Origin of the sequence: Bacteroides muris (ex Afrizal et al. 2022), assembly GCF_004793475.1 — a bacterium.
Classification (GTDB): domain Bacteria; phylum Bacteroidota; class Bacteroidia; order Bacteroidales; family Bacteroidaceae; genus Bacteroides; species Bacteroides muris.
Window position 1 is genome coordinate 1 of sequence record NZ_SRYZ01000106.1, and the last position, 1548, is coordinate 1548.

Consider the following 1548-nt stretch of genomic DNA (forward strand, 5'->3'; position numbering starts at 1 on the left):
CCAAATGAGTTATTATACTCACAAACCAATCCGACAGGCGGAGGATTCTTGTGTCTTCAAAGACACAGCAAGATATGTTTTCAGTTACCCGAATAATTCTAAGTAACTGAAAACACCTTCACCGCCGTGGGCAGAATTATCCTCCGTAGTCGGATAATTTCGGGATTCCTTAATCAAAGATTAAACAATGGACAAGCCATAAAATTAAAAGAATAAGCAGAATGAAAAAGAAGAGCAAGTACGGGAGAAATCCCAAATTGAATCCGAAGACGCACTGTGTGATGGTGCGCTTCGATGATGTGGAATGGAACAGATTCCTGACGATGTACGAGGAATCGAACGTGTATGCGAAAGCCGTCTTTCTGAAGGCGCATTTCTTCGGGCAGAAGTTCAAGGTGCTGAAAGTGGACAAGACGCTGGTGGACTACTACACCAAACTGTCGGACTTCCACGCCCAGTTCCGTGCCATCGGTACGAACTACAATCAGGTCGTTAAAGAGTTGCGCATCCACTTTTCGGAGAAGAAGGCGATGGCGTTGCTCTACAAGTTGGAGAAACATACCATCGACCTTGTGAAACTGAGCAAAGAAATTGTGGAACTTTCAAGGAAGATGTATGCTAGGTGGGAACAACAGAATTGAAGAAAGTAGCCTGATAAATGAACAAAGTTCGTCAAACAACTTCATTGCCGATCATGTCATCATCGACGGCCGGGGTTATATGCGAAAGAAGGAAACCGCCACAAAAGTATGAAAATATAGAATTTTCATTGATTTGAAAAGCCATTTGGAGTGAACTTTGCTCTGAATGGCTTTATTTCTCAACAGAATTAAGGACTGTTCGGATTAAAATGCTTAACTTTGCAAATGGTTGTAGCGCAGTTATATTAAACAATTAAGAATGGCAAACTTTAACCCGTATATAGATAAGATTGATATGGACTTTTGGCGCGAACTTTGCGCTAAAGAGGGTAAGTTATGCCTTTATAAAAAGGGTGATTATTTTCTTCATTGTGGAGATATAACAAGAAATGTATGGGGATTCATCAAAAAAGGATATTTCAAATACTCCGTGACCGATTCAGAAGGTAATACACATATAACTGGTTTTTCATTCTGTGACACGCCATTGGGTGACTATTCAAGTCTTGTATTGAAAACTCCAGCCGTTACTGATATTATAGCGGCTACAGATGCGGAAGTATTGGTTTGTAACCGCAACATTGTTGATGAACGCTTTGAAAAAGACTTTAAGTTACATTGTGTCATATCAGACGGATTTTTTCACCAGACATATGATAGGTTTTTGAATCTGTATCGCCAATCTGCGAAGGAACGTTATATTCATATATTAGAATATTGTCCTAATATTCTTCAAAATATAACGCTCAAAGAATTAGCATCATATCTGCAAATCACACCGACATACCTTAGCCGCATTCGCAAAGAAATTACTTTTGAAAAATAGAGCAGATGAAAAGCAAGGCTAATTTTAACCCATATATAGATAAGATTGATATGGATTTTTGGCGTGAACTTTGCACCAAAG

2 protein-coding genes are annotated in these 1548 nt (G+C 39.1%); both read left to right on the top strand.

What is annotated here, in order from left to right; genetic code table 11:
• The first annotated feature begins 221 nt into the window (after window positions 1–221).
• Window positions 222–641: a conjugal transfer protein MobA gene (gene mobA, locus E5355_RS19020; protein WP_136011552.1), complete on the top strand. Its 420-nt coding sequence runs from the start codon at window positions 222–224 to the stop codon at window positions 639–641.
• Between the two features lie 259 nt (window positions 642–900).
• On the top strand, window positions 901–1467 hold the full coding sequence (locus E5355_RS19025; protein WP_136011553.1) for a Crp/Fnr family transcriptional regulator: 567 nt from the start codon (window positions 901–903) through the stop codon (window positions 1465–1467).
• Window positions 1468–1548: the final 81 nt, after the last annotated feature.